Origin of the sequence: Acinetobacter higginsii, assembly GCF_000369845.1 — a bacterium.
Lineage (GTDB): Bacteria > Pseudomonadota > Gammaproteobacteria > Pseudomonadales > Moraxellaceae > Acinetobacter > Acinetobacter higginsii.
Genome location: NZ_KB850211.1, coordinates 590,265 through 610,069, shown reverse-complemented (window position 1 = coordinate 610,069; position 19,805 = coordinate 590,265). Strand labels below are relative to the sequence as shown.

Annotated in this window: 18 protein-coding genes, 1 tRNA gene and 1 riboswitch; of the genes, 10 read left to right on the top strand and 9 right to left on the bottom strand. The window is 41.3% G+C overall.

Translation table 11 applies throughout. The features are described from left to right. Positions 1-40: 40 nt before the first annotated feature. Positions 41-919 carry an NHL repeat-containing protein gene (locus F885_RS17085; RefSeq protein ID WP_005313223.1) on the top strand — a complete coding sequence of 293 codons (879 nt, stop codon included), beginning with the start codon at positions 41-43 and terminating at the stop codon, positions 917-919. Between the two features lie 65 nt (positions 920-984). On the opposite strand, the gene F885_RS17090 is transcribed toward F885_RS17085, so the two are convergent. From F885_RS17090 to F885_RS17130, 9 genes are all read right to left on the bottom strand, one after another. Beyond that, a complete protein-coding gene (locus tag F885_RS17090; protein ID WP_005313220.1) occupies positions 985-2,007 on the bottom strand; it encodes an ABC transporter substrate-binding protein in 1,023 nt (340 codons plus the stop codon). Between the two features lie 56 nt (positions 2,008-2,063). Then, positions 2,064-3,095 (bottom strand): ABC transporter substrate-binding protein, encoded by a 1,032-nt coding sequence (locus tag F885_RS17095; protein ID WP_005313217.1) that lies wholly within the window; start codon positions 3,093-3,095, stop codon positions 2,064-2,066. Positions 3,096-3,177: 82 nt separating this feature from the next. Beyond that, entirely contained in the window at positions 3,178-3,615 is a 438-nt protein-coding gene (locus F885_RS17100; RefSeq protein ID WP_004654007.1) for a CopG family ribbon-helix-helix protein, read from the bottom strand. Positions 3,616-3,916: 301 nt separating this feature from the next. Further along, a complete protein-coding gene (uca, locus tag F885_RS17105; protein ID WP_005313208.1) occupies positions 3,917-7,522 on the bottom strand; it encodes an urea carboxylase in 3,606 nt (1,201 codons plus the stop codon). A gap of 9 nt (positions 7,523-7,531) precedes the next feature. Beyond that, a complete protein-coding gene (locus F885_RS17110) occupies positions 7,532-8,176 on the bottom strand; it encodes an urea amidolyase associated protein UAAP2 (protein WP_005313205.1) in 645 nt (214 codons plus the stop codon). Positions 8,177-8,192: 16 nt separating this feature from the next. Then, positions 8,193-8,930 (bottom strand): urea amidolyase associated protein UAAP1, encoded by a 738-nt coding sequence (locus tag F885_RS17115; protein WP_005313202.1) that lies wholly within the window; start codon positions 8,928-8,930, stop codon positions 8,193-8,195. Positions 8,931-8,976: 46 nt separating this feature from the next. Then, a riboswitch (guanidine-I (ykkC/yxkD leader) is annotated at positions 8,977-9,078 on the bottom strand. Further along, positions 9,064-9,246 carry a hypothetical protein gene (locus tag F885_RS20895; RefSeq protein WP_005313199.1) on the bottom strand — a complete coding sequence of 61 codons (183 nt, stop codon included), beginning with the start codon at positions 9,244-9,246 and terminating at the stop codon, positions 9,064-9,066. Its footprint overlaps the riboswitch before it by 15 nt. A 38-nt stretch (positions 9,247-9,284) precedes the next feature. Further along, entirely contained in the window at positions 9,285-10,538 is a 1,254-nt protein-coding gene (glyA, locus tag F885_RS17125; RefSeq protein WP_005313196.1) for a serine hydroxymethyltransferase, read from the bottom strand. 243 nt (positions 10,539-10,781) lie between these two features. Then, entirely contained in the window at positions 10,782-12,020 is a 1,239-nt protein-coding gene (locus tag F885_RS17130; protein WP_005313193.1) for an alpha/beta hydrolase, read from the bottom strand. Between the two features lie 242 nt (positions 12,021-12,262). Between F885_RS17130 and F885_RS17135 the strand changes: the two genes are divergently transcribed. From F885_RS17135 to mltB, 9 genes are all read left to right on the top strand, one after another. After that, the gene (locus F885_RS17135; RefSeq protein ID WP_005313190.1) at positions 12,263-12,946 is read left to right on the top strand and encodes a putative quorum-sensing-regulated virulence factor; all 684 of its coding nucleotides are present in this window, start codon (positions 12,263-12,265) and stop codon (positions 12,944-12,946) included. A 149-nt stretch (positions 12,947-13,095) separates the two neighbouring features. Further along, positions 13,096-13,683 (top strand): hypothetical protein, encoded by a 588-nt coding sequence (locus F885_RS17140; RefSeq protein WP_005313186.1) that lies wholly within the window; start codon positions 13,096-13,098, stop codon positions 13,681-13,683. A 125-nt stretch (positions 13,684-13,808) separates the two neighbouring features. Next, a tRNA-Arg gene (locus tag F885_RS17145) sits at positions 13,809-13,884 on the top strand. A gap of 139 nt (positions 13,885-14,023) precedes the next feature. Then, on the top strand, positions 14,024-14,959 hold the full coding sequence (locus F885_RS17150) for an ABC transporter ATP-binding protein (protein ID WP_005313183.1): 936 nt from the start codon (positions 14,024-14,026) through the stop codon (positions 14,957-14,959). Beyond that, positions 14,956-15,729, top strand: coding sequence for an ABC transporter permease (locus tag F885_RS17155; protein ID WP_005313180.1), 774 nt, complete (start codon positions 14,956-14,958; stop codon positions 15,727-15,729). Before F885_RS17150 ends, F885_RS17155 begins: the two co-directional genes overlap by 4 nt. Beyond that, the gene (gene queF / locus F885_RS17160; RefSeq protein ID WP_005313178.1) at positions 15,726-16,541 is read left to right on the top strand and encodes an NADPH-dependent 7-cyano-7-deazaguanine reductase QueF; all 816 of its coding nucleotides are present in this window, start codon (positions 15,726-15,728) and stop codon (positions 16,539-16,541) included. The genes F885_RS17155 and queF overlap by 4 nt, the downstream gene beginning before the upstream one ends. 33 nt (positions 16,542-16,574) lie before the next feature. Continuing rightward, the gene (locus F885_RS17165; RefSeq protein WP_005204398.1) at positions 16,575-17,234 is read left to right on the top strand and encodes a hypothetical protein; all 660 of its coding nucleotides are present in this window, start codon (positions 16,575-16,577) and stop codon (positions 17,232-17,234) included. A 154-nt stretch (positions 17,235-17,388) separates the two neighbouring features. Then, positions 17,389-18,531 carry a rod shape-determining protein RodA gene (gene rodA / locus F885_RS17170; RefSeq protein WP_004806385.1) on the top strand — a complete coding sequence of 381 codons (1,143 nt, stop codon included), beginning with the start codon at positions 17,389-17,391 and terminating at the stop codon, positions 18,529-18,531. A 19-nt stretch (positions 18,532-18,550) separates the two neighbouring features. Beyond that, entirely contained in the window at positions 18,551-19,552 is a 1,002-nt protein-coding gene (gene mltB / locus F885_RS17175; protein ID WP_005204399.1) for a lytic murein transglycosylase B, read from the top strand. Positions 19,553-19,805 lie beyond the last annotated feature (253 nt).

The following is a 19,805-nucleotide window of genomic DNA, read 5'->3' as shown; positions in this document are numbered from 1 at the left end:
CGCGTTATTGAGCAAGTTTATTTTCAATTTTGAGGTTTATATGCAATATATTGATATCGAAGAAATCGCTCAGCAAAGTCGAGATATCTCTGGTTTTATTGACTTTTTAACCACAGACCACCAGTTTGTCTGGGCAACCAATCAAAATACCCTACAGAAATTCTGTTTTGATCGTTTCTCCCCTATCTATCAAGCAGCAGTACCCACTGCTGCTGGTATCCCCATTTTTGCTTTTGATTCAATTTGGGTCGCGAGTCTATCCACTCAGTCGATTTACCGTATTGATGCGGATTCAGGTCAAATACTTAGTGTTATTGCAACGGGTTTAGCCGATTTAAGTGGTGAATTTAGCTTAGCTGCTGATCCTAATGGGGTCTGGGTTGCTTGTGCCAATGGTTTGATTTGCCAAATTGACCCACGCACGAATACGATTACTCAACACATTGAAGTCTTAGCCGAGTCATATAATCTTTGCTATGCTTTTAATTCACTCTGGCTCACCAATCCCAAACAGAATAGCGTTCAAAGAATCAATCCACTCACTAAACAAGTCAGCCACTGTATTCAGGTTGACCAACAACCATGGTTTCTCTGCGCCAGTAAGCAAGCGATTTGGACCCTGAATCAAACATATGGCACAGTCAGCCAAATTGATCCTCATTCAAACTTGTGCATCAAAACCATTCAACTGCCTCCGTTGGCACGCGGTGATGGTGGCGATATACATGCAAGTCATGGCAAAATCTGGATTCGCAGCACCCATATTCCACTGATTGAAATAGATGAACTCTCAGGAGAAATTTTAAGGGTTTTTCAATATGGACAAGCCGCAGGAAGCGGTGCAATTTGTACTTGCGATCATCGATTATGGATCACGGCACATGACATCGATAAGCTTTGGATCATTCCAATAAATTAAGCCTCTTTTAGCAACAAGCAAAGGCTGAATAATCAGCTTTTGCACTCAACGCCAATCTGAAAACTTTATGGCCACGCCTCAATCAAATTCGGATGAATTAACTGATCAACCTCTGGACTTTGAGCATATAGACCCTGTCGCAGATTAAATTGGTTAACGTAGTAAGAAGCACCATAAATCGAATCAAGCCCCGATCTTTTCTGAAAAATACGTTTATTCTCAGCAAGATTAAGTAGTTTTGTTCCTTTCATAATCCGTTCGTATGCAACTGGATCCATAGAAGCCCGTTTAGCCATGAGATTCACCGCATCCTGATGGGTAGCAGGATCATTAATATAATTCACCGTTCTATCCCATATCTGAATGATTTTCTTCCACTCTTCTTTATGTTGTTGCAAATGTACTTGATTCACAGACAAAGTATCGTAAATCAGTCCAGGCTTTTGACTGGAGTCATAGATAATTTTCGCATCGGGTACACTGGCCAAAGCTTGATGTGCGATCGGCTGCCATAAAGCGATCGCAGCAATCTCAGGAGATTTAAAAATTTGTGGAAGCTCATTGGTTGCGGCATTGATGACTTTGACATTCTTAGGATTAAGACCCGCGTCCTGCATCGCTGTAGTAAAGAGTAAATCGCTGACCAGACCTTTTTCCAATGCAATCGTTTTACCGCTTAAATCCTGTAATGACGTTATGCCTGATTTCGCGATAATGACATCATTGCCTGCTGAATAATCATGCGCCATGATAATGGCAGGACGAGCACCACCTGTCGACAGAATAAAGTTATCCCCGTTCGCTACCACAACAGCATCAAGTTTATTTGCCATAAATGCTTGTAATGATGCCGAATAATCAAACCATTTCAATTCAACATTCAGACCCGCCTCTTTAAACCATCCTTTATCTTGAGCAATTTGCCAAGCCAAAGAACCAGGCCACTCACTATAGGCAATCGTAATCGGCTGATCTTTTTGAGGGGTGATACTGTCTTTATTGGATTGTGGAATCTTGGCAGTATTATCGCAAGCCACCAATAAAATCGCAGAACAAAAGCATATAGGCAAACAACTCTTACTTAACATTCAACAACTCCATCATTACTTTAAAATCACAGTAGCCCCTTATTTATAAACAGCTTTTATTTCAACTCATCCACCAAAGCCGGATAGATCAAACCATCCACATCCACTTCAGTTTTATAAATACCATTACTGACATTGAATTGATTGACGTGATAGGTCGAACCATAAATCGAATCAAAGCCTGTTCCCTTCTGGAACACTTTCTTATTCGCTGCGATATCCAGTAAATGCGTCCCCTCAATAAATTGCTCATATTGTTGAGGATCAACACCAACACGATTGGCCATGATTTTTACTGCATCGGCGTGGGTGGCAGGGTCTTGGATATATTTCACCGTTTTATCCCACACTTGGATCAGCTTTTTCCAATCCTCTTTATGCGCAGATAAATGAGTTGGATTTACCGCCAAGGTATCGTAAATCAAGCCTGGTTTATCTTTGGAACTATAAATAACCTTGGAACCTGTAACGGCTTTTAAGGCCTGATTAGCCACGGGTTGCCAAACCGCAATCGCAGCAATATCCTGACTGCCGAACACTTGAGGAAGTTCATTGGTCACCGAATTGACCAATTTAATATTTGAAAAAGGAATCTTGGCATCGGTCAAAGCCGTCGATAATAATAGGTGATCAACCAAGCCCTTTTCTGTAGCAATGGATTTGCCTTTTAAATCCTGAATGCTGTTGATGCCATTCTTGGCAATAATCACATCATTACCCGCAGAATAATCGGTCACCATAATAATCATGCCCTTGCTTCCGCCCGAGGCATTGACCAAATTATCGCCATTGGTAATAAACACCGCATCCAGTTGATTGGCAGCAAAGGCAGAAATTGAGGCTGAATAATCAAACCATTTAAATTCGACATTTAAGCCTGCGTCTTTTAACCAGCCTTTTTCAATCGCCACTTGCCAAGCCACCCAACCCGGCCAATCACTATACCCAATCGTCATTGGAGTCGTTGATGTCGCATCTTTGGTCTCGGTTGCCTTCTCCGCCGTTGGTACCCTAGCCGAATTATCACACGCTGTAAGACCCAGTCCCAACAGTACAGAAACGGATAAAGTTACTATTGTTTGCTTCATAATCACCCCATATCTTTTTTGAAATTTTGCCCAGAGAACATGTGAATCCCACGTTTTGCGACAATACCAATGCCGACGCTTCCTATTCATTTTGCTGTAAGGGTGGCATCACGGCATCCATGAGTTCCAGATGCCCTTTAATGACTCCTTTTAAGGCAGTAAATTGCTGACTAATCTGTTTAAGGTCATTACTGCCCCCTTGTAACAGCATGACTTCCAATATTTTTTGTTGATCCAGTTGAATATGTAATGAACTGATCACCTGTTCTAAAAACTTCTGCTGTAAGTCTAAGAGTTGCATACGCAGCGGCATACAACTGGCGTCATACAACAATGTTAGTGTGCCGACCATGACTGCATTTTGCTGTGCCTGTTCAGCAATGAGATGCTTGTTGATCATGTCGACAATCGCCTGAGAGCGACTTTCATAATGCTCTTCGACAATGGTTTGATCTAAGGCTTCAACCGTCTTTTCAGGAACGGTAATACTGATTCGAGTCAGTTTAGGACGAGCATTCATAATGAGCAGACGACTATTTAGGAAGCTGAGTTTGCTTTACATACAGCCCCGCTCGGACGCTCAATAAATTAGCAAAACAGCGCGCTGCAACTTTGAAATACTGAATTAGGATTGATTGCGTTTTCATAACCACCTCAGCTTTAGTAATACCAAATTTATAATTCGTAATATTTAATGCAGTATCTATGCCAGTTTTTTAGCCAAATAAAGTAGAAAAAACCGTGTGAATAGCTGAATAAATGCACATAAAAAAAGCCCGATGTTTCATCATAGGGCCTTTTCTGCATCATGAATTTAATCGCTATCCAGCAGGCGCAAGCGTGAATAATGCCTGTCCTGTTTTTACCGTTTGCGCTTTATCAATCAAGATACTGTCGACTTTCATTTTTGCAGGTGCAAGGATTGGAATTTCAATTTTCATTGCTTCAATCACCGCCAAAGTTTCGCCTTCTTCGATAATCTCGCCTACGGTACATTCAATTTTCCAGACTGACCCTGGCATATGTGACTCCACGATCATGCCACCGTTCGGAACTGTGATCTCTGAATCGTCCAGTACCGCATCCATATTTTCAGAAACATATTCAGCCAACCCCGCTTCATGCCATCGACGGCGCTCGTCTTCAAAATTGCTTTGCTGAACCTGTTTAAAGGCCTGAATACTACTTTCATTGTCTTTCAGAAAAGCATTGTAGTCTTTGAGATTAAGTACTCCTTCTTCAATCCTTAATTGCAAACGACCTGCTTTAAAGTCTTCCCGCATTTCCAACAGTTCAGGCTCAGATACTTCATAGAAACGGATCTGGTCAAAGAATCTAAGTAACCACGGTTTGTGCGGTTCAAAATTCGGATTTTGACGATAACGACTCCATACCTGTGTGGTACGTCCTACAAACTGATAGCCACCCGGCCCCTCCATGCCATAAACACACATGTAGGCGCCGCCAATTCCAACCGCATTTTCAGGTGTCCATGTTCGTGCAGGATTATATTTAGTGGTGACCAAACGATGTCTTGGGTCTAGCGGTGTGGCAACAGGTGCACCCAGATAGACATCACCCAAACCCATCACCAAATATGCGGTGTCATAGACCACGTCTTTTACCGCTTGCTTCGAGGCAAGACCATTAATACGGCGAATGAACTCGATATTATCGGGGCACCACGGCGCATCTGGACGAACCAATTGCGTATATTTTTCGGTTGCAAGCTGCGTTTGTGAATCTTCCCAAGCTAGAGGCAAATACACAGTTCTAGACGGTACCTGCATATTTTCAATATCGGGTAATTCACTTTCAGCCACCTGTAACAAGCGCAGTAAGTCCAGTTGCTCTAGAATCATTGAATTATAATGAATCTGTAATGAACGAATACCTGGGGTTAGATCAATGATGCCCTGAATATTTTGTTGTTGTACCCATTGCATCAAGGCATGAATACGGAAACGTAAATTAAGATCCAAGACCAGTTCACCATATTCCACCAGCAGATATTGGTTACCTGCGGGACGATAGCTCACTTTGGGTTTATCAGCGCCCTGATCCAAAGTCGCCAACACCGCATTTTTTAAAGTAATAGGCTCAGCTTTGAATATCGATTCAAAATTAACCTGTGATGTGGTTTCATCCTGCAAGGCCGATTGATAGCGTTGTTCTAACTGTTGCGCCTGTGCATAACTAACAGGAATAAATCTGACTTTATCGCCTGCTTTGAGCTGTCCTAATTTCCATAACTCTGAGTTAATCACCACCGCAGGACAAACGAAGCCGCCTAAACTCGGACCATCAGGCCCTAAAATAATCGGCATATCCCCAGTGAAATCAATTGCACCAATCGCATAGGCATTGTCATGGATATTCGACGGATGTAGACCAGCCTCACCTCCATCAATCCGTGCCCATTTAGGCTTCGGTCCAATCAAGCGAATACCAGTACGACTCGAATTAAAATGAATCTCCCAGTCTTGATCAAAAAACATGGCAACATCATTTGGCGTAAAGAAATCAGGTGCACCATGCGGGCCATACATGACCGCAATTTCCCATTCAGTTTTAAAACTAGGGATTTGTTCAGGCTTTAATACAACTGTTTGCTCGGTTTTCGCCTCAGTGATTGGCAACATATCACCAATCAATAAGTTACGCCCTGCATGACCACCAAATTGCCCTAAGGTAAATGTGGCTAAACTGCCTAAATAAGCAGGCAGATTAAATCCATGTTTAATCCCAATATAACTGCGACAACCTGTACTGATACGACCACATTTTAACACCTGCCCTTTACGCACATTGATCGTTGACCACATCGCAACCGGTTGGCCATCCAAACTGACTTCCATCTCGCCGCCTGTAATGGCAATCTTAGTGTCACAATGAAATTTTAAAGTCGGTCCAAGCAAGGTACATTCTAGTCCCGAACTGTTAAATGTATTGCCCAACAATTGATTGGCAACATTCAGACTCAATGCATCCATTGCGCCTGAAGGCGGAACACCGACGTCCCAATAGCCCAAGCGACCTGTTACATCTTGCACTGCAGTTTGAATCCCTGCCTGTAACACCTCTATTTTTTGGGTTTTCCATTCAAAATGATTCAAGAAACGCGTGGTCTGTATGCCTTGCTGAAACACCTCTCCTGCAATGATTTCCTGTAAGTATTCGAGATTGGTTTCAATCCCTGCAATTTCCGTATTGCTTAGGCTATTTTGCATGGCAGCAATCGCCTGCTCGCGATCTGTCGCCGTGACAATAATTTTTGCAATCATCGGGTCATAGAATGAAGAAACATTTGAGCCTGTTTCCACCCAGGTTTCCACCCGTGATTGAGGGTCAAATTTGACACTGGTCAATAAGCCTGCGCTAGGTTGAAAGTTCTTAATCGGATCTTCGGCATATAAACGCACTTGAATCGAATGACCTTTGGGTGGCGCAATCTGTTGCGGTGCTTGCCAATCCCCACTGGCCAAATTCACCATCCATTCAACCAGATCAACGTCATAAACCTGTTCCGTCACCCCATGTTCCACTTGCAAGCGTGTATTCACTTCTAAAAAGTAGAACTGTTGTGTATCGGTATCCATCACAAATTCCACCGTACCCGCGGAACGATATTGCACCGACTGCATCAATTGAATCGCAACTTTTTGAATATAAGTACGTTGCTCATCATTCAAATGCGGTGCAGGTGTTTCCTCAATCACCTTTTGATTACGGCGTTGTACGGAACAATCACGCTCACCAAGTGCAATGACATGACCCTGACCATCACCGAAAATTTGTACCTCAATATGACGCGCATTTTCGACAAACTTTTCCAGATAAAGCCCTGCATCTTTAAAATTGGCTTGTGCCAGATAAGAAACAGTTTGATAGGCTTCTTTTAATTCCTGTTCACTCCACACCAGACGCATACCAATACCACCACCGCCTGCGGTGCTTTTCAGCATCACGGGATAGCCAATTTGATCAGCCTGAATCAGTGCATCATCCAAGTCGATGAGCAACTGACTGCCTGGTAGTAAAGGCACATTGTTTTGAATCGCCAATGCTCGTGCGGTATGTTTTAGACCAAAATCACGCATTTGCTGTGAGGTCGGACCAATAAAGGAAATCCCCTGTTGCTCGCACAAATCACAAAATGCGGCATTTTCCGATAAAAAACCATAACCAGGATGAATCGCTTCGGCCCCAGTGTGCTGTGCTGCAGCCAGAATTTTTTCAATATTAAGATAGCTTTGCTGTGCAGCTGAATCACCAATAAAAATCGCTTCATCAGCTAAACTAACATGCAAGGAATCTCGGTCTGCTTCGGAATAGACCGCAACCGATTGAATCCCAAGTTTCTTTAAACTACGAATGACGCGACAGGCTATCGCTCCACGATTGGCAATGAGTACTTTTTTAAACATTATGTCACCTCACGCGTCACGTATAACAAGTTGAATTTTGGTCGGGTTATAGGCATTACAAGGATTATTCAATTGCGGACAATTCGAAATCAGAATGATCAGATCCATTTCCGCTTTGATCTCCACATATTTACCCGGTGCAGACACCCCATCTTCAAACTTTAAGTGGCCTTCAGCGGTCACAGGTACATTCATAAAAAAGTTAATATTGGGTCCAATATGACGGACATTGAGCTGATGCTTTTTGGCAATTGGGTGCTGTGCCAAGGCGTACATAAAATTATTACGGCAACTGTGCATCGGATATTTATCGTGTGCATAACGTACCGTATTGCTTTCACATGAACACGCACCGCCTAAGGTGTCATGTCTGCCGCAATTGTCATCGACAATGCTGGCAATAGGACGGGCAAAATTACTAAATAAGGTTGTGCCTTTTTCCAGATAAAGCTGCTGATTTTGCGCCAAAGTATCTGTTGCGCTATAACGCTCTTCGGCATTGTTAGCGCTGAGAAACAAGGTATCAACGGCTTGGTTGCCTTCCAGATCAATAATGCGGAAGTACTGACCTTGTTTAACCTCACCCATCCACGCTTCGCCTGCAAGGCAAATCTCATCTAAAACAATCTGTTCAATTTTTGCAGATGCTGTCATTTTCTCGCTCCCCACCTTAATTCGACAATGCGTAATAGCGTGTGTTATTGGCAAAACCACGCTGATTTTGGGCACATGAATCCCGACAAACATCTTGTTCAGTTAAGGCCTTGGCTTTGAATAGGCGAAGTTGGATATCGGCAGGTTGATAAGGTGTGGATGAGTCGAGTGGATGTGGTGCTGCAGAAAGAAAGACCAAACAATCCATTTCAAAACGCAGTTCAATCTTTTGATTTTGATTATCGTCTGAGACATAACTTAATCGTCCATGATCATCAGGCTGGACTTTTGAAAATAAATTTACCGTCGCACTCAAATCCGCTTGGCCTAGACCAAACTTGGTCAATTCCACCAATAAACTATCTAGACCATTTTGATGCATGTCATTACGTGCATCCTGAAAGTTTTTTTTGCCAAAATTTTGTGCAATGTGCTGTGCAGTACTTGGACCGCAAAATACATCATTCCAGCCATGTTGATCTTGAACAATGGAGGCCATTACACGGCCCAGATCAGAATACAAAACATGCCCTGTCGAGAGAAAAGCAGTATGTTGGGCTTTCAGACTATCGGGCATATTAAAACGCTCCAGCTTGTCATCGGCATTGACACAGAACAAAGATACATTGGCCTGCCGCCCCAGTGCTTCAAGCTGCAAAACTGCACCACGTTGAACGCGACCAGACCAGTGATGCCCACCGGGTAGTGTTTCTTGCCACAGTATTTTATTGTCGTGATAGAACGATTGATTCATAACAAACCTCTTGCGGATGCTTAACCTCGTTATGGCAATATGCCTGTCCTCCCGGGCTTTTATCCCTCCGTGTAGTTCTATCGAACCGTTATCTCTCGGACCAGTCATGTCTCCATACGGACACATCGGAACCCTAGACAACTTTATCTATGTTGTTATGAAGCAAAAGACATGCCAAATAAGTAATACGATTTTGCATATTTGTAATACCAAAAGAATCATTTTTAGCTTGTTCTAGGTGCGCTTTTAAAAACAAAGCACCAATTTGATGCTGTGAAATTAGAATGATTGATATTTTTAGGTTTTCTTTATCCATAAAAAAAGCGCCTTGCGGCGCTTTTTTATATATACAAATTAGTTTGCATATACTGGGAATTTTGCACAAACAGCTTCAACTTTAGCTTTTACGTCAGCGATAACTTTCTCGTCACCTTTACTATCGATCACGTCAGCGATCCAACCTGCAAGTTCACGTACTTCAGCTTCGCCGAAACCACGAGTCGTCACAGCTGGCGTACCAATACGGATACCAGAAGTTACGAATGGAGAACGTGGGTCATTTGGAACCGCATTTTTGTTTACAGTGATATGCGCTGAGCCTAACCAAGCATCAACTTCTTTACCCGTTACGTCTTGTTTGATCAAAGACAATAAGAATAAATGGTTTTCTGTGCCACCAGAAACAACATCATAACCACGTGCAATCAACACTTCAGCCATTGCTTGCGCGTTTTTCACAACTTGTTGTTGGTAAGTTTTAAACTCATCAGACATTGCTTCTTTGAAGCAGATTGCTTTAGCGGCAATCGCATGCATCAAAGGACCACCTTGGTTGCCTGGGAATACAGCTGATTGAAGTTTCTTCTCGATTTCTTCGTTTGCTTTCGCAAGGATTAAACCAGAACGTGGGCCACGAAGTGTTTTATGCGTCGTTGTTGTAGTAACGTCTGCAATTTGAACTGGGTTAGGATATACACCCGCAGCAACTAGACCTGCAACATGCGCCATATCAACAAAAAGGTATGCACCCACTTTGTCTGCGATGTCACGGAAACGCTGCCAATCAACGATTTGGCTATAAGCAGAGAAACCAGCAACGATCATACGTGGCTTGTGTTCCAATGCTAAACGCTCTACTTCTTCATAATCAATTTCGCCAGTTTCAGTATTTAAACCATACTGAACAGCGTTATAGGTTTTACCAGAGAAGCTTACTTTAGCACCGTGAGTCAAGTGACCACCGTGAGCCAAGCTCATACCAAGAACGGTATCACCTGGGTTAAGAAGCGCTAGGTAAACCGCAGAGTTTGCTTGTGAACCCGCATGAGGCTGAACGTTTGCATAGTCTGCACCGAACAACTCTTTTGCACGATCAATTGCAAGTTGTTCAATCACATCCACATATTCACAACCGCCATAATAGCGTTTGCCAGGATAGCCTTCTGCATATTTATTCGTAAGTTTTGATCCTTGTGCTTCCATTACAGCTGGTGAGCAATAGTTTTCAGATGCGATTAACTCGATATGTGCTTCTTGGCGTACGCCTTCAGAAGCAATCGCTTGAGCTAATTCTGGATCAAATTCAGCAATAGAGATATTGGCAAACATTAGCGGAGGGTCCTATGAATTAGGGCTTTTAAGCCGTGCTAAAGATTGGTGCATATTGTAGCACGAAGTTTATGGTTTCACAGATTGATATTTATTTAATTATTCGTGAAATTTATTCATTCTTAGCAGGGGTTTTGATAGGCCAAAATCAACAAGCTATTTTTTATACATTTTTACATCTTAGAGACTAGCATTGAAAAAGCCCAATCTTCGCAAAATGGAAAATCGGGCTACTCTCTTCTCTTAATTATTGGCAGGCATCGCCGCTTTTACATCCTTGACAATCTCACCTATATTCAAGACATACGCCGTGCCATGATCCCATTCAGTATTGGTAATGTACTGGATTTTTGACCCTTTGTTTTGTGCAGTTAATACCAACGCATCCGTTGCAGCTTTAGGAACCGTTGTATCTTTTGCTCCTTGATAAATCACTACTGGTTGATCCAATTTCACCTGAGCTGGCTGCGAATCAGTATCCAAGAATGTTTTTACCAATGGAACCGTCATAAAATTGGTTTGTGTTCTTGGATAATTCGCTAAACTATTATTGTTTTTACTCGCATAATCTTTCATTTTGTCAGTAAATTTATCCTCAAGCGCATCATAACAATCTGATTCAGCTTGACTCGCTATGGTATCCGTTGGCGTTTTAAAAACATTAGAATAACTAAAACTTGGGTTAAGATTTCTTAATCCTGCCGTGATCAATGCAGTAAACGTATCTAGCTGTGCATACATCCCTATCTGTTGTTCAATTGGTGCATTTGCAACTGAGGCATTACCATTCACCAAAATTGCCCCTAGGTTAGAGGCAGGTGCAACAGCAATTGTCCCTTTATAGTCAAGCTTAGCACGACTTTGATATTGTGCTGCACCTAATGCGGCTTGCCCACCTTGAGAGTGCCCAACGGTCATCCATTGACGTGAAAGCAGTTTACCTTGCCCTGCTAAATAATAGCGTGCAGCAACCACCGCATCGGTAATTGAATATGCCTCACTTTTAACATTCAAGAAAGGATGAAGTTCGCGACCACTTGGCTCTCCTAAACCCTCATAGTCAGGTGCAACCACCACATAACCTGCTGCCAGAAATTGGCTAATCATATCTTTAATAGCAGGATTAGTCTCATTACGACTTGGTGCACATTGATCTGCAACCCCTGTTGTACCATGCGCCCAAACAACAATTTTCCAGCCACCTGCTGGCGTTGGTCCACCAGGGACAAACAATAAACTGGTTGCCATGGTCTCTTTACCATTTTGTCCTAGCATTTTATACGTTATGACCGAACTTTCAGCAGCCACAGCGCTAAAATCTGTTTTGGTATAAGCGACAGGAATACCCACCACAGGATTTTTAATATTATTTTCTGGAATTTCTGGCTTCGGTACAAACGAAATATTGTCGTCATCATCATTACAAGCTGTAAGCAACACACTTGAGCTCAGCAGTGCAACCGTTAATAATTTCATGTTCATGTCATGTTTCCCTGATTATTATCGTTTTCATTTTAGTGCTTAGTATTTCTTTTACTAAGGCAATTACTTCCATAAGGATGCGCTTAATATCAAATTGTTCAAGTATTTTTTTATTTTGCTGTTTATTTATTCAAACTCTTTTTGATAACTAGAAAATTAAATCGCATCCCCTTCATTCAGCACTGCTGACTATGAATTTCTTGTAAGATATTCGCACACTCAACTCAAGCTAGGTTAGTTTTATGCAAGCAATCATCTTAGATACTGAAACACATACACTGAATGGTTTGCCGATTGAAATTGCCTATGCCCCGATTGAAATTGAAAATGGCAAACTCAGTCTCGATAAAAACCAAATTTTTGATCAGCTTTATCAAGTTGGCCAGCCCATTTCATTTGCTGCGATGGCGGTACACCATATTTTAGAATCAGATCTAATTGACCAACCATTTTATAATGAGTTTCAACTTCCTGCTCATACCACTTATATTATTGGCCACAATGTTGATTATGATATTGCCGCAATTGCACGTTGTGGCGTAGACACCTCAAAGTTAAAACCGATTTGTACCTTGGCTTTAGCCCGCCATGTTTGGGAAGATGCAGAGGCACATAATATTTCTGCTCTGATTTATTTGATTTCAAAAGGTAGTGATAAAGCACGGGAAATGTTGAAAGGTGCACATCGAGCCGATGCAGACATTATCTTAACCGCCAACATTCTGATGCATATTATTCATCAACTTAACATTCAAAATATTGAGCAACTTTATCTTGCTTCTGAAGACGCCCGTATTCCTAAAAGCATTACCTTTGGCAAGCATAAAGGCACTGCCATTCAAGACTTGCCTGCTGACTATATTCAGTGGCTGATGCGTCAGGAAGATCTTGACCCATATTTGCGCAAAGCATTAGAAACTAAATGAGTGAAATAAAGGATAAAGTTCTCAATTTTTAGCTTATTTGCCACTTACTTTAAACAAGACAATGATATTTAATAAATTGTTAACATTATTGTCATTTTTTAACCTTATCTTAATCTCCGTCTAGATCTTGATTTGGGGGAGATTAAGAGATGTCACATTTTTTTAAAACAGAGCTTGGGCAAACTGCACTACAAGAACGCAGTATTGCATTGACTGCACGTCAACGTCGTCTATTACTTTTAATTGATCATGAAGATTTTAAAGAACTAGATCAAGACTATAAGGAAAGGATTGCACCGACCGAACTGGTTCAACAACTGATTGATATGGGGCTCCTGGCTGAACAAGCAACACCTATTGTCCAAAAAGAAAATGTAGCGTCAGAATTAAAAGTTAATGATCTCAAAACACTATCAGAGCCCGTTACAGCACAAGAAACGCTCGCAATCGCACCAAGACCGATTGAAGTTGAACTAAAACCTGAAATCGAACCTGAAATTCTTGAGTTAGAAAAATTACCTTTTGTTGAAATCCAGCAAGTCATGATTCAAACACTCACGACCTATTGTGGTTTGATGGCGCGTCCATTGATACAAAAAATTCAGTCGATTAGTTCTTTACAACAACTCAAAGCCTGCCAAATGCAATGGATTACGTCCTTGCAAGAATCACGGATTCCGCCGGCTCAACTGAATCAAACTTTAAAGTTGATCAATTATTCAGTGCAACACTTATAGTTGAATATGCAGAATCTCGATAAGTTGAGAATAAAATTGATGTTTTAATAAACAAGAAGTACCTTTATTGAAAGGTATATATTTACCTGCCTGTATTTTTTGCCTATGATGTGGTACGCATATATGCGCTCATAGCTCAACTGGATAGAGTACAGGTCTCCGAAGCCTGTGGCGTGGGTTCGAGTCCCGCTGAGCGCACCATTGCATCTCCTTCCCTTCGCTATACCCTCTTATTTTTATAATCGTTCTGTTTTTAACACGCCATAAACCTATTTTTCTACTTGGTTTATTTTTTCATATCGCTCAAAATACCCGTTCTATTTAACAACGTGAGACGTTTATGACTGATGCTTTGGTGTTGAGCGGTTTGTCCAAAACTTATCGTAATGGTTTTCAGGCGTTAAAAGGGATCGACCTTACCGTACCTGAAGGTGAATTCTATGCATTATTAGGACCTAATGGTGCAGGAAAATCGACAACGATTGGTATCATCAGCTCTTTAACCAAAAAAACATCTGGTTCAGTTGAGATTTTTGGGCATAACTTAGATACCCATCCCTCACATGCAAAACAATGTCTTGGTGTTGTTCCTCAAGAATTTAACTTTGGTCAATTCGAAAAAACTTTCGATATTTTAGTGACCCAAGCGGGTTATTACGGCATTCCGAAGAAATTAGCCGAACAACGTGCTGAACATTATTTAGAAAAGCTCGGTTTATGGGAAAAACGTAATATTCAATCGCGTATGCTCTCTGGTGGTATGAAACGTCGTTTGATGATTGCACGTGCGATGATGCATGAACCTAAACTGCTGATCCTCGATGAACCGACGGCTGGCGTTGATATTGAGTTACGTCGTTCGATGTGGGACTTTCTCACCGAAATGAATGAAAATGGCACATCCATCATTCTCACCACACACTATTTAGAAGAAGCAGAAATGTTGTGTCGTCGCATCGCAATCATTGACCGCGGTGTGATTAAAGAAGATACCTCGATGAAAGGCTTCCTCAATCAATTGAATGAAGAAACTTTTATTTTTGATTTGGCAGAACCAATCGAATCTTTTGACCTAAATATTATTGGTTTTAAATTCAATCTGATTGATTCAGTGACCTTAGAAGTGACTATGGACAAAGCGCATAGCATGAATGATCTGTTCTTGTTATTACAGTCGCAGAATATCCAAGTCAGCAGTATGCGGAATAAATCGAATCGCTTGGAAGAATTGTTCGTGAAAATGGTCGAGAAAAATCTTGCAGGAGCGGATCAATGAATTTCAGTCAATTACAAACCGCGCTCTGGACTTTAGTTGTTAAAGAAATTCGTCGCTTTATGCGAATTTGGCCACAGACCTTACTCCCACCTGCTATCACTATGAGTTTGTACTTTGTGATTTTTGGCAACTTGGTGGGTTCACGTATTGGTGAAATGGGTGGCTTTAGCTATATGCAGTTTATTGTGCCTGGCTTGATTATGATGGCTGTGATCACCAACAGCTACGCTAACGTTTCTTCAAGCTTTTTTAGTGCGAAATTCCAGAAAAGTATTGAAGAACTGATCATGAGCCCAGTACCCTTACACTTAATCTTATGGGGTTATGTGATCGGTGGTGTTAGCCGTGGTGTATTGGTTGGTTTGATCGTCACGATAATGAGCCTATTCTTTACGCACTTAGAAATTTATAATGTATTTGTGACGATATATACCGTCATCATTACTTCATTATTATTTTCATTGGGCGGTTTCATCAATGCTGTCTATGCCAAGTCCTTCGATGATATTTCAATTATCCCGACTTTCGTATTGACACCACTCACCTATTTAGGTGGTGTGTTCTATGCCATTAGTGCACTCAGCCCATTTTGGCAAAACGTCTCTTTAGTTAATCCAATTGTATATATGGTCAATGCCTTCCGTTACGGTATCTTAGGTCATAGCGATGTCAATGTATCTTTCTCTTTAGGCATCGTGACGTTGTGCTGTGTTGCCCTCTATGCAGTTGCCTATCATTTATTAGCTCGTGGTTCAGGAATGCGTGAATGAGTGTTGAACATTCTTTATTGGGTAAAGACACCCAATACCCAACTCAATATCAACCCGATGTTTTATTTCCGATTGCTCGTGCCGAGTCACGTCAGCAATATTTACATGTTGACGGAATTACGCAGGGTAAAGACTGGTGGCATGTTTTTGAAATTTCATGGTTGAACCAACTTGGCTTACCACAAGTTGCGATTGGCCGTTTGACATTACCAGCCCATTCACCCAATTTAATTGAATCAAAGTCGCTTAAACTTTATTTCAACAGCATGAACTTCACCCAATTTGAGTCTCAGCAAGCCTTTATTGAAACCGTTGAAGGTGATTTATCTAATGCTGCGGGTGCTAAAGTCGAGCTGCAACTGTTTCAAGTTGATGATTTAGTGATTTCTAAACCTCAAGGGATCTGTATTGACGATCTCATTCCTGAGCGTTTATCAGAACATCCTGATTCGACTTTGTTGCAGTTAGATACAAGCGCTGAAGATGAGGTTGAAATCGAGTTGTATTCACATTTATTGAGAAGCAACTGTCCAGTGACGGGTCAGCCCGACTGGGGCACTGTTTTTATTCGTTTGCAAGGTAAAAAACCTTGTTATCGCAGCGTTTTAGCTTATATTATCTCGTACCGTCAGCATAATGGTTTCCATGAACAATGTGTTGAGCAAATATTTGCGGATATTTGGCAACTTCTAAAACCAGAAAAACTGATGGTCTATGCAACTTATACTCGCCGCGGGGGCTTGGACATTAACCCATGCCGAGTATCAGATTTGTCATGGATGCCCGAGCCAATTCGCTTGGCACGACAATAAAACGAATAAATTTGATATAGAGGACGTTCTTCAATGACCAGTTATTTCGGGATTCTTCCGTCAGCAAGTTTGAGTCAGGACATTCAACTTGCACAAGCCAACCGTGACAGTAAAGAGCCTCAATACCCTTTACGTGACAAAATTTCTCTACAGCTAACTGATGAGTTAATTGACACTATGTTGGTTCACTTGGTTCAACAATTTCCACCAAGTGACAAACGTGATACGACTGAAGGTCTTGCAATTAAAATTCGCGGCATTGTTGAAACCTTGATGAAGCAGCTATTAGGTAAAGCTTCAAATGAACAAGTGCTTGAATCATTAGCATTCATGGAAAAGAGCTTATTCATTGATAATGAAGGTAAACAACGTATCGGTACTGTATTACCAGATAGCCTTGTTGCAGAGATGAAAAAGAGCTTTGCAGAAGTTGCTGCTGGAAACGGTAAAGAGCAACGTGATGCTTTAACAAAGCAGTTTAAATCTTTTGCTGATGCCCTCATCCATCACTTTATGACTGAATTCAACAAAACCCTTGGTCTAGGTATGGTGAAACGTGGCGTAGCCAGCGTTGCGACCAGTGGTGTAGAAACTGCTGTTCATATCGTGATTAAGAAACTGATTCCGAGCTTAAGCCAAGTGGAACTTGAAGTCTTTACCAAACACTTCGACCAACTTTTGGTACAAAAATAAGCCTAGAATGCTGAGAAAGCGACGATTGTCAAATCGTCGCTTTTTTTATGCCAAATTAATCTCTTATAAATGTCACAATTTCTAAATTTGCATTGTCTAAATCAGCGTTTATGTTAGCATTCGCGAAGCGTTGATTTACCTGATTTAGAATCGCATGTCTCCAAGCCCGCAATACAAATTTTTACGTCAAGCACCTCGTGATGGCTTGAGCACAGCCAATCAGCCTTCTCGTTGGCAACAACTGCATATCGACCCATGGCTTTGTCTATTTCTGATTCTCAATGCCATACTGGGGCTCACAGTCTTATATAGTGCATCTGCACAAGACGTTGGGCTTGTAAGTAAACAAGCCATGAGCTTTGGTATCGGTTTTGTGGTCATGTTTAGTTTGGCCCAGATCCCACCAAAAGTGTATCAAGCATTTTCTCCCTACTTTTATGTATTTGGGGTGCTGTCGCTGCTCGCAGTGGTGATTTTTGGTGAAGTTCGTATGGGTGCTCAGCGTTGGATTGACATCCCTGGCTTTGGTAGCGTGCAACCCAGTGAGTTTATGAAAATTGGTATGCCGATGATGGTAGCGTGGTTCTTGTCACGTAAAGCTCTGCCTCCAAGCTTCTCACAAGTCATTCTGTCTTTATTGCTGATTGTGGTGCCTTTTCTCCTCATTGCTGAACAACCCGACTTAGGCACCTCCTTATTGGTACTCGCCAGTGGGATTTTCGTGCTTTTCCTCAGTGGCTTATCATGGAAATTGATTGCAGGTGCAGCGGGTGTAGCAGGTGTCATTATTCCGATCGCATGGGAATTTTTACTACATGACTATCAGCGCCAACGTGTTTTGACTTTATTTAACCCAGAAGCCGATGCTCTAGGTACAGGTTGGAACATTATTCAATCTAAAACAGCGATTGGTTCCGGTGGCTTTTCAGGTAAAGGCTTTTTAGAGGGAACTCAATCCCACCTGCACTTTTTACCTGAAGGTCATACTGACTTTATTATTGCCGCCTATTCGGAAGAATTTGGCTTGATTGGCGTTACCCTGCTGATCTTGCTTTATTGTGCAATTATTTTTAGAACATTCCAGATTGGCCTACAAAGCTTCCATAACTATGGTCGTTTGGTTGCTGGTGCCTTTGGTTTGTCATTTTTTGTTTATGTATTTGTAAATGCAGGCATGGTCAGTGGTATTTTACCTGTAGTAGGTGTGCCTTTGCCGTTCATGAGTTATGGCGGAACTGCAATTATTACCCTTATGTCAACTTTTGGACTGGTTATGTCTATTCATACACATCGATAATGAGGAATTTTATAAACTTATGTTTCTTCCTACTTTGAATAAAACTTTTAAATTTTTAACTTTAAGTGCTGGTTTATTCTTGAGCAGTAATTGGGCACAAGCAAATGAATTTTACAATCACCCCAATTACTTTGCTTTCAAACAAAAGGCAATGACAACCTATGGCTTAAGCAGCGAACAAATCGATGCTGCGATGAGTGGTGCGCGTAATTTACCTAATATTTTGAACATCATGACTCGCCCTGGTGAAAGTAAACCTTGGTATCAATATCGTTCAATGTTTTTAGTTGAAGGTACCATTCAACGTGGTGCACGTTTTAAAAGCCAATATGAAGACGTACTGAATCGTGCTGAACAGCAGTATGGTGTACCTAAATCGGTGATTCTCGGCATTTTAGGTGTAGAAACGGGCTATGGTGCCAATAAAGGTTCTTTCATCACCAGAGACGCCTTAGCAACGCTTGCCTTTGGTTACCCTCGCCGTGCTGACTACTTTAGTGATGAATTGGCTGCATTAATTTCATGGACATATAAAGAAGGCTATCCAACCAATAGTATCGTGGGCTCCTATGCAGGTGCTATTGGTTACCCGCAATTCATGCCAAGTAATATTCAAAAACTAGGTGTGGATTACGATGGCAATGGACATATCGATTTAAGAAACTCTGCTGCTGATGCAATTGGTTCAATTGCCAACTATTTAGCTCAACATGGTTGGCAGCGAGATCGTCCAATTGGCTTCCCTGCTCGCTACTTAGGTAACAATCCAGATAGCGTGATTGCTAAAGATTTGACCCAGCCAGTTCCTTATGGTGAATTGAAAAAATTGGGAGTCGCACCAATTGACCCTTTGGTAAAAATTGATGATCTTGATTTAGTCAATGTTATTCAATTACAAGACCAATTTGGTCCAATTTACTATATTACTTATCCAAATTTCCAAGTCATTACCACCTACAACAAGAGCCGCATGTATGCAACTGCTGTATGGTTATTAGGCACCGAAGTAGCTAGCCGATAGGCTAGCTTTTTTACAACATTATGAAAAGTCAATAAATTTTTTATTAAAAAAGTACACTTAATCAGCAAAATTTATAAATTGTTACAATATTGGTTATTTTTTAATCAGAAACTGTAAGTTTTTGCCCTTTTTGTAACTATTTATCGTTAAGGACTAGACACACTTCGTAAGTGATGAATATTATCGCCGCAAGATAAAGTAATTGCAAAAGTGAATAATTAGACATGTGCACTATATTTCAAGGTGTTTTTAT

What these genes read in the sequence shown, in the direction of transcription:
- F885_RS17085 (WP_005313223.1), top strand. Translation starts at nt 41, where the DNA reads ATGCAATATATTGATATCGAAGAAATCGCTCAGCAAAGTCGAGATATC.
- F885_RS17090 (WP_005313220.1), bottom strand. Translation starts at nt 2,007, where the DNA reads ATGTTAAGTAAGAGTTGTTTGCCTATATGCTTTTGTTCTGCGATTTTA.
- F885_RS17095 (WP_005313217.1), bottom strand. Translation starts at nt 3,095, where the DNA reads ATGAAGCAAACAATAGTAACTTTATCCGTTTCTGTACTGTTGGGACTG.
- F885_RS17100 (WP_004654007.1), bottom strand. Translation starts at nt 3,615, where the DNA reads ATGAATGCTCGTCCTAAACTGACTCGAATCAGTATTACCGTTCCTGAA.
- uca (WP_005313208.1), bottom strand. Translation starts at nt 7,522, where the DNA reads ATGTTTAAAAAAGTACTCATTGCCAATCGTGGAGCGATAGCCTGTCGC.
- F885_RS17110 (WP_005313205.1), bottom strand. Translation starts at nt 8,176, where the DNA reads ATGACAGCATCTGCAAAAATTGAACAGATTGTTTTAGATGAGATTTGC.
- F885_RS17115 (WP_005313202.1), bottom strand. Translation starts at nt 8,930, where the DNA reads ATGAATCAATCGTTCTATCACGACAATAAAATACTGTGGCAAGAAACA.
- F885_RS20895 (WP_005313199.1), bottom strand. Translation starts at nt 9,246, where the DNA reads ATGGATAAAGAAAACCTAAAAATATCAATCATTCTAATTTCACAGCAT.
- glyA (WP_005313196.1), bottom strand. Translation starts at nt 10,538, where the DNA reads ATGTTTGCCAATATCTCTATTGCTGAATTTGATCCAGAATTAGCTCAA.
- F885_RS17130 (WP_005313193.1), bottom strand. Translation starts at nt 12,020, where the DNA reads ATGAACATGAAATTATTAACGGTTGCACTGCTGAGCTCAAGTGTGTTG.
- F885_RS17135 (WP_005313190.1), top strand. Translation starts at nt 12,263, where the DNA reads ATGCAAGCAATCATCTTAGATACTGAAACACATACACTGAATGGTTTG.
- F885_RS17140 (WP_005313186.1), top strand. Translation starts at nt 13,096, where the DNA reads ATGTCACATTTTTTTAAAACAGAGCTTGGGCAAACTGCACTACAAGAA.
- F885_RS17150 (WP_005313183.1), top strand. Translation starts at nt 14,024, where the DNA reads ATGACTGATGCTTTGGTGTTGAGCGGTTTGTCCAAAACTTATCGTAAT.
- F885_RS17155 (WP_005313180.1), top strand. Translation starts at nt 14,956, where the DNA reads ATGAATTTCAGTCAATTACAAACCGCGCTCTGGACTTTAGTTGTTAAA.
- queF (WP_005313178.1), top strand. Translation starts at nt 15,726, where the DNA reads ATGAGTGTTGAACATTCTTTATTGGGTAAAGACACCCAATACCCAACT.
- F885_RS17165 (WP_005204398.1), top strand. Translation starts at nt 16,575, where the DNA reads ATGACCAGTTATTTCGGGATTCTTCCGTCAGCAAGTTTGAGTCAGGAC.
- rodA (WP_004806385.1), top strand. Translation starts at nt 17,389, where the DNA reads ATGTCTCCAAGCCCGCAATACAAATTTTTACGTCAAGCACCTCGTGAT.
- mltB (WP_005204399.1), top strand. Translation starts at nt 18,551, where the DNA reads ATGTTTCTTCCTACTTTGAATAAAACTTTTAAATTTTTAACTTTAAGT.